Source organism: Empedobacter sp. UBA3475, from assembly GCF_002378465.1.
GTDB classification, from domain to species: Bacteria; Bacteroidota; Bacteroidia; order Flavobacteriales; family Weeksellaceae; genus Empedobacter; species Empedobacter falsenii_B.
This window is the reverse complement of sequence record NZ_DFRA01000001.1, coordinates 1-7,755: the sequence shown is the minus strand read 5'-3', so window position 1 is coordinate 7,755 and position 7,755 is coordinate 1. Positions and strand designations below refer to the sequence as shown.

General features: G+C 31.5%; 6 protein-coding genes and 1 pseudogene. 3 read left to right on the top strand and 4 right to left on the bottom strand.

What is annotated here, in order from left to right; all coding sequences use genetic code 11:
- Positions 1-40: 40 nt before the first annotated feature.
- The 4 genes from B3I31_RS00035 to B3I31_RS00020 form a co-directional block, all read right to left on the bottom strand.
- Positions 41-733: a GLPGLI family protein gene (locus tag B3I31_RS00035; protein WP_286495559.1), complete on the bottom strand. Its 693-nt coding sequence runs from the start codon at positions 731-733 to the stop codon at positions 41-43.
- Positions 734-760: 27 nt separating this feature from the next.
- Positions 761-1,795 (bottom strand): hypothetical protein, encoded by a 1,035-nt coding sequence (locus B3I31_RS00030; protein ID WP_219034878.1) that lies wholly within the window; start codon positions 1,793-1,795, stop codon positions 761-763.
- Positions 1,796-1,935: 140 nt separating this feature from the next.
- Entirely contained in the window at positions 1,936-4,773 is a 2,838-nt protein-coding gene (gene polA / locus B3I31_RS00025) for a DNA polymerase I (protein ID WP_291060243.1), read from the bottom strand.
- Between the two features lie 96 nt (positions 4,774-4,869).
- Positions 4,870-5,202 carry a 2Fe-2S iron-sulfur cluster-binding protein gene (locus B3I31_RS00020; protein WP_286495515.1) on the bottom strand — a complete coding sequence of 111 codons (333 nt, stop codon included), beginning with the start codon at positions 5,200-5,202 and terminating at the stop codon, positions 4,870-4,872.
- Positions 5,203-5,345: 143 nt separating this feature from the next.
- On the opposite strand from B3I31_RS00020, the pseudogene B3I31_RS00015 reads away from it, so the two are divergent.
- The 3 genes and pseudogenes from B3I31_RS00015 to B3I31_RS00005 all read left to right on the top strand — a co-directional run bounded on the left by B3I31_RS00015 (position 5,346) and on the right by B3I31_RS00005 (position 7,695).
- Positions 5,346-6,137 (top strand): annotated as a pseudogene (locus B3I31_RS00015) (TIGR00266 family protein).
- A 112-nt stretch (positions 6,138-6,249) separates the two neighbouring features.
- Entirely contained in the window at positions 6,250-7,251 is a 1,002-nt protein-coding gene (locus tag B3I31_RS00010; RefSeq protein WP_286495513.1) for a DUF5723 family protein, read from the top strand.
- Between the two features lie 9 nt (positions 7,252-7,260).
- Positions 7,261-7,695 (top strand): hypothetical protein, encoded by a 435-nt coding sequence (locus B3I31_RS00005; RefSeq protein WP_286495511.1) that lies wholly within the window; start codon positions 7,261-7,263, stop codon positions 7,693-7,695.
- Positions 7,696-7,755: the final 60 nt, after the last annotated feature.

Sequence of the window (7,755 nt, the reverse complement as noted above, 5' to 3'; positions counted from 1 at the left end):
GCTTTTATTTTGACTATTTTTCAACTCCTTCATTCGATGTTTACGATGCATTCATATCGTTTTGCATTTCTCTTAACGTCATTACTTTTCCTCTTGTAGGTAAATTAATTTTAAGATTTTCTTTCAAAATTTCAAGTTGATTAATCTTAAAAATCACTGTAAAATAAGGCGAAATAATTTCTGCTTGTAAAATCAACCCCGGTAAATTCGAAAAATAATAAGGTCCATCTTTATATCTTATTTCAGGCGAATACCAAGCCGTAAATTCATTTCCATCTCGATCTTGATCAATCGCTTTTACGACATTATAACCATTAATCACAGCTTTTTCTTTCGTTAATTTCCAATTAAAATTAGGTATATTTTCTTTAACCAAATACGTTTTTACATTAATATCAAACTGTTTATAATATTCATTTTTAGAAAAATCTTTATACAAAGGATTTTGTTCCGATTTCAAAATCTCTTGTACAACCATATCCGCTTCATGTTGTGCGTTATTCACTTTTGTATCTGCTCGAAAAACAGATAAATTTTTATTACTTTCTAATATAAAATCGACAAAAACTCCTCTATCTATAGCCATTTTGAAAGCTGGTTGCAAATTCTTTGAAAACATATCCTTCGATTGTTCATAATCAAAAATAAATTCGGCTTTGTAAGTTGCTCGTATGCTTTCTTTTTGCGTTTGTGCTGACAGATTAATTCCTAAAAACGAGGTAATTGCGACAATTATATTTTTATTTATTGGGTTTTTATTTTATTTAAAACTTTTTCTAATATCCATCTTTTCGTTCACCGATTTGTTGAACTCTGAAAAAGATTGCGTGTTATAATCATTTACGATTATACTAAAATTCATATCTAAATCTGTTTTTTCATCATCTTTTTCATAAGTAGTGTTCCAAATTGCAGACGTTTCTTTCAACACCCAATTCCCGTTATGAGGACGATATTTATAAACAACTTTTGCTTCTCTTAAAAATTCATTTTCTGAATATTTAGTTTCCGGAATAGTCGTTTCCCAATAAAACTCAACAACAGCAAATGTATCTTTATCAATTGTCAGAAATACATCTCTTGATTTTGTTTTTATTGTAACTTCATAAACAAAACTATCTCCATATTTTGTTAATGATAAATTAGATTCTTCATATTTCTTTTCCTTTAATAAGTATACAAATTGCTTAATATATTTTTCTTTCAAATAAATACTCTCCAAATAATAAATCAAACGAATATTTGAATTTGGTTCTCGTCCACTTTTTATTTCGTTGTTTACAATTCCTTTTGATTTAATTTTCAAATCTCCTCGTTTAAATTTAAACTGTAAATCTGCATCAATAAAATCCCGTTCATTATTATTAAATAACAAATCTTGTTGAAAATTAACTAAGAAATAATATTGTTCAATATTAAAGTTTTTATCATAATTATCATAAACTTTCTGTAGAACATCTTCGGCTTTCAAGTTTGTTACAAAAGCTTCTTTTAACTCGATTTCGGATACTCTTTCGAGTTTGATTATCATTTCAGATTTTAATTCCGATACGTTGATTATTGCATCTTGATAATCTTTTTTCGAAACGATTAACTCATCTGTTTGCGAAACATTGTTTAAATCAACCACAACTTTTCCTTTCATGTCTGATACAAAATTCTTAGTCGAATTTTTGAAATATACATCTGCATCATAAAGTGGTAAATTATCCGAAAGGTCTAATATTTTTAGATTTATAATTTGAGCATTTAAACAAATCGTAAACAATGTAAATAAGTAAAATAGTTTTTTCATATAATTTAAAATCAATAATGAATTAAAGATATATTTTAATCTCGTTAAGAATTTGTTAATCAGAATATTTTGTAGATATTTTAACAAAAAAAAACGCTACTAAAAAGTAACGCTTTGTAATTATTGTAAATAATATTTTTCTAATGAGCTTCTAACCAATTCGCTCCTACTCCGACTTCTGCAATCAACGGAACATCCATTTGCATTGCAGCTTCCATAGTCGATTTGATTAATTCAGAAACTTTTTCAAACTCATCTTTGGGTGCATCAAAAATTAACTCATCATGCACTTGTAAAATCATTTTGGTTTTATAATTTTTCTTCAATTCTTTCTGAATTTGAATCATTGCCATTTTCACGATATCCGCCGCAGTACCCTGTATTGGCGCATTTACAGCATTTCGCTCAGCATGCGAACGCACCACAGCATTTCTCGAATTGATATCTTTCAAATAACGGCGACGACCCATTAACGTTTCTACAAAACCTTGGTCACGAGCTACCTCAACTTGTTTTTCGATATACGCTTTCAACGTTGGATAAGTTTCATAATACGCATCAATCAATGCTTTGGCTTCTTTACGAGAAATATTTGCTTGATCTGCTAAACCAAAAGCCGAAACACCATAAATAATTCCGAAGTTTACCGTTTTCGCTTGACTACGTTGTTCACGCGTCACCTCATCTAAATCTACATTGAAAACTTTTGCGGCAGTAGAAGCGTGAATATCTTCTCCATGTTTGAAAGCTTCTACCATTGCAGGATCTTGTGACATTTGTGCAATCAAACGCAATTCAATTTGCGAATAATCGGCAGAAATAATCACATGATTTTCATCTCGCGCAACAAAGGCTTTACGAATTTGCTGACCTTCTTCTGAACGAATCGGAATGTTTTGTAAATTCGGATTTACAGAAGACAAACGTCCCGTTGCAGCAACCGTTTGCGCATACGTTGTATGCACACGACCCGTTTTTGGATTCACCAATTCTGGCAGCGCATCAATATAAGTTGATTTTAATTTTTGTAATTGACGATACTCTAAAATATCCTTAATAATTGGATGTTTATCTTTCAGTTTCGATAAGATCTCTTCTCCAGTTGCATATTGTCCAGTTTTGGTTTTCTTTGCTTTTGGATCTAATTTTAACTTATCGAACAAGATTTCTCCTAATTGTTTTGGCGAATTAAGATTAAACTCTTCTCCAGCATCTTGGTGAATTTTTGTTTCTAATTCTCTTAATTTCGCTTCGTGTTTTACCGAAAGTTCTTTCAAGAACGGAACATCCAAATTAACACCTTCCAATTCCATATCAGCCAAAACTTGCATCAATGGCATTTCAAGATCAGTGAATAATTTGTGTGTATTTGATTTGATTAATTCTGGTTCGAAAAGATTTTTCAACTGATTTGTAATATCAGAATCTTCTACTCCATATTCGGTTTGCTCCATCAACGGAACATCACGGAAATTCTTTTGATTCTTTCCTTTTTTTCCAATCAAACTTTCGATTGAAACTGGTTGATAACTCAAATATGTTTCTGACAACACTTCCATATTGTGACGCATATCTGGATTAATCAAATAATGTGCAATCATCGTATCAAAATTTTGACCTAAAACAACAATGTCATATTTGTTTAAAACTTTAATATCATATTTTAGATTTTGACCAATTTTCGAAATTGATTCATCTTCAAAAAATGGTTTAAATTCATTGATAATTGCTTTTGTTTCTTCAAAATCAGTAGAAAAAGGTATATAATATCCTTTTCCTTTTTCCCAAGAAAACGAAATTCCGACTAATTCTGCTTCCAATGCATCCAGTGAAGTCGTTTCTGTATCGAATGTCACTTCTTTTTGTTTCAGAATATTTCGCAACAAAATCTCACGACCTTTTTTTGTATCGATCAATTGATACAAATGATTGGTTGTTGAAATATCTGTAAAAGCTGAATTTTGTGGAACGATTTCTTCATCAGACGTAAAATCGAACAATGATTGTTGAGCCATTTGCACTTGATTCGAAGAAATCTGACTTGCCGCAGAAATTTCTTCTTGCGCTTCTTTGATAATTCCCGAAACATCCAAACCATAAATTCTGTAAACCGTTTCTAACATACGACGGAATTCTAACTCCGTGAAAAGTTCAGTAACTTTTTCTATATCTGGCGGGCAAACCGTTAAATCTTCTTCATCAAATTCTACAGGAACATCTGTAATAATCGTTGCTAATTTCTTCGAAAGAATTCCAAGCTCTTTATTCTCTTCAATCTTTTCTTTAGCTTTCCCTTTCAGCTTATCTGTATTCGCTAAAAGGTTTTCCAATGATCCAAATTCTTTCAAATATTTACTTGCCGTTTTTGCTCCAACACCTGGTAAACCTGGAATATTATCCACAGCATCACCCATCATTCCAAGGTAATCGATAACTTGAATTGGATCGTCGATTTCAAATTTTTCTTTTACTTCTTCAATTCCCCAAATCTCAACACCTTTTCCATTTGCAGCAGGACGATACATTTTAATTTTTTCCGTTACCAATTGCGCAAAATCCTTATCGGGTGTCACCATATAAGTTGTATAACCAGCTTTCTCTGCTTTCTGTGCTAATGTTCCGATCACATCATCTGCTTCGTAACCTTCGGCGAAAAGTACTGGAATTTTTAACGCTCGTAAAATATCTTGAATATACGGAACGCCTTGACGAATGGCTTCTGGCGTTTCATCACGATTTGCTTTATATTCAGGATAATCTACCGTACGAACTGTTGCTTGACCAACATCAAAAACAACCGCCAAATGCGTTGGTTGTTCACGTCGAATGACATCGAACAAGGAATTCGTAAATCCCATAATTGCCGATGTATTGAAACCTTTTGAGTTGATTCGTGGATTTTTGATAAATGCATAATACCCTCTAAAAATTAAGGCATAAGCATCTAACAAAAAAAGTCTTTTATCTAATTGATTCATTTAATAAGTTTTAAGTATTACGCCAAACGTTTTACGCTAAACGATAATAACAAAATTGTAACGTAGAACTTATAACGTACCACGTAAAACTAAAATTTAATATTCTGGTGCTAATTCAACAACTAATCCATCCATTTCATTCGAAAGATGTAACTGACAACCTAAACGTGAATTATCTTTCACATTAAATGCCTCTGCTAACATTGCATCTTCATCAGGCGTCATTTCTGGTAATTGAATTTCTGGTGTTAAGACATAACATTGACAAGAAGCACACATCGCCATTCCACCACAAATACCAATGGTTCCTTCTGGTGCTAATTCGTAGGCGCGCACAAGCTCCATGATATTCATATTCATATCAGTAGGCGCGTCAACTTCGTGCGAAACACCTTCTCTATCTATAATTGTAATTTTAATATCTGCCATAATACTTTTTCAAGTTAAACAAAAATACGGATTGTTTACTTTCAAAAAAAGAATATACCTCATTGGTTCATATTTAATACTAATTTTAAATAAGAACTGTTACGAATTACGAATTTTGTCGACTAATTAGTAAAATTAAAAAAATGAATTCACACGAAATAGATTATAAAATTTACGGTGAAGAAATGCAATTTGTCGAAATTGAATTAGATCCACAAGAAACTGTTGTAGCAGAAGCAGGTAGTTTTATGATGATGGATGATGGTGTAAAAATGGAAACAATTTTTGGCGATGGTTCTCAACAAAGTGGTGGAATTTTCTGAAAATTATTAAATGCCGGAAAACGAATGTTAACAGGTGAAGGTTTGTTTATGACTTCGTACACAAATTACGGACAAGGAAAAAAGAAAGCGTCTTTTGCTGCACCATATCCAGGAAAAATTGTTCCGATAGATTTACCAGAAGTGAACGGAAAATTTATTTGCCAGAAAGATGCTTTTCTTTGTGCTGCAAAAGGAGTTTCGGTTGGAATTGAATTTAATCGAAAATTAGGAACTGGACTTTTTGGAGGAGAAGGTTTCATTATGCAAAAATTAGAAGGCGACGGAATGGCTTTCATTCATGCTGGTGGAACATTACATCGTCGTGTTTTACAAGCTGGCGAAGTTCTGAAAGTTGATACAGGTTGCATTGTTGGTTTCGAACAATCTGTTCATTACGATATCGAATTTATAGGCGGAATTAAAAATACATTTTTCGGAGGAGAAGGTGTTTTCTTTGCTACATTAAGAGGTCCTGGTGTTGTATATATACAATCTTTACCTTTTAGCCGATTGGCTGATCGTATTATTGCACATGCACCTTCTGCAGGCGGTTCTTCACAAGGTGAAGGTTCTATTTTAGGAGGTTTAGGAAGATTAATTGATGGTGATTAAAATTTAATTTTATAAAGAAGGGTTTCAAATTGAAACTCTTTTTTTTGAGCTGTACGTAAAACCGTAATTTATTTCAATTGATTTTTCTTATTTTTAATAAAAATTTTATCATTTGAAAAAACTTCTATTAACCGTTATTTTTTGTTCAGGATTTACGTTTGGACAAAATATTTTATCTTTTAGTAATGATCAATATAGCGGGATTAACGGTAGTGTTTTTTCTCCGACAACTTCATATTTTAACCCGAATAAATGGGATATTAATATTATTTCTGAGGATATTTTATTCAGAAATGATTACGCTTACGTATCCGATCAAAACGTATTAGGTTTAATAAAAGGTGAAACAAAATCAGCAAATATAAAAGCTGGAATAAGAGGAGAAACGCATTCTAATATTTTAGATTTCGCAACTAGAAATACGATTTCTTATCATTTGGAAAATGATTTTCTGGGACCTTCCGTTTCTTTTAAAAAGAAAATTAATAATCAAACTTATCGTCTTGGAATTTTCACCCGACTTCGTACACAAGGTTCTATTAAAGATTTAGATAATTATTTTCGTTTTAGTAATCAGAATGAAATAGAACCAAAAAATTATGAGTTTGAACCTACAAAGACAAATGCAATGAATTGGGCTGAATTAGGCTTAAATGTTGCGACAAATTTGTATACAACTAATACTTCTGAAGTTATTATTGGGGCAAATATTAAATATCTTTTGGGTTTAGATGGCGCGTATATCAAAAGTAAAAACGCGATAAAATTAGAAGCTGAACCAACTATAACAAGTACAATCGACAATCCTGATGCAAATATTTATGCGTCAAATTATGATATAAAAGCAGGATATTCTACCAATTATGATTTTGATCGAGATAAATATGTTTTACGAAATAGAGGAAATGGAGTTGGAATAGATTTAGGAATTTCTTTTGTGAACAGAAGAGCGAATGATGAATTATATGATTTCAAATTTTCGGCAAATTTATTAGATGTTGGATTAGTAAAATTCAGAGGCGATAACCATCATTTCTACAATCCTTCGCAAAGAGTTCAAATTCGTAATAATCCAAAATTAGATGGAGTTGAATTTGAAAGTGTTGATCAATAATTAGGACTTTTGAGCAAAGAAGTTTATGGTGATGAAACAAAATCTAAAACGGGAAATAATTTTTCGATCGGTTTACCAACGAGTTTACATCTTAATCTGAGTAAAAAAATTATTGAAAATCATTACTTAAATTTCAATTGGATGCAACGAATTCCAGTTTTTGAAAATAGTTTGAAACGTATCAATGTACTACAAACTTCTTATACTATCCAAAAAAATGGATTTGGAATTGGACCTTCCCTTTCTATCTATGATTTTGAAAATATAACATTTGGTGGGTATGTAAGAATTGGCCCTCTAATTTTGGGCAGTGATAATGCAATTCCAATCGTTTTTAAACAGAAAAAATTAACTTCTGCGAACTTTTATTTTGGATTAAAATTTTATCCTTTTTGGGACAATGAAGCCAAAAGACGAAGTAGAGAACCTTGTGAATGTGAATAAAAAAAACCTTTTACGCAAAACGTAAAAGATTTAAAAAACACCGGTAGTGCATTTGTATTA

Bases quoted from the DNA above. Each gene is read 5' to 3' on its own strand.
- B3I31_RS00030 (WP_219034878.1), bottom strand. From the start codon at position 1,795: ATGAAAAAACTATTTTACTTATTTACATTGTTTACGATTTGTTTAAAT.
- polA (WP_291060243.1), bottom strand. From the start codon at position 4,773: ATGAATCAATTAGATAAAAGACTTTTTTTGTTAGATGCTTATGCCTTA.
- B3I31_RS00020 (WP_286495515.1), bottom strand. From the start codon at position 5,202: ATGGCAGATATTAAAATTACAATTATAGATAGAGAAGGTGTTTCGCAC.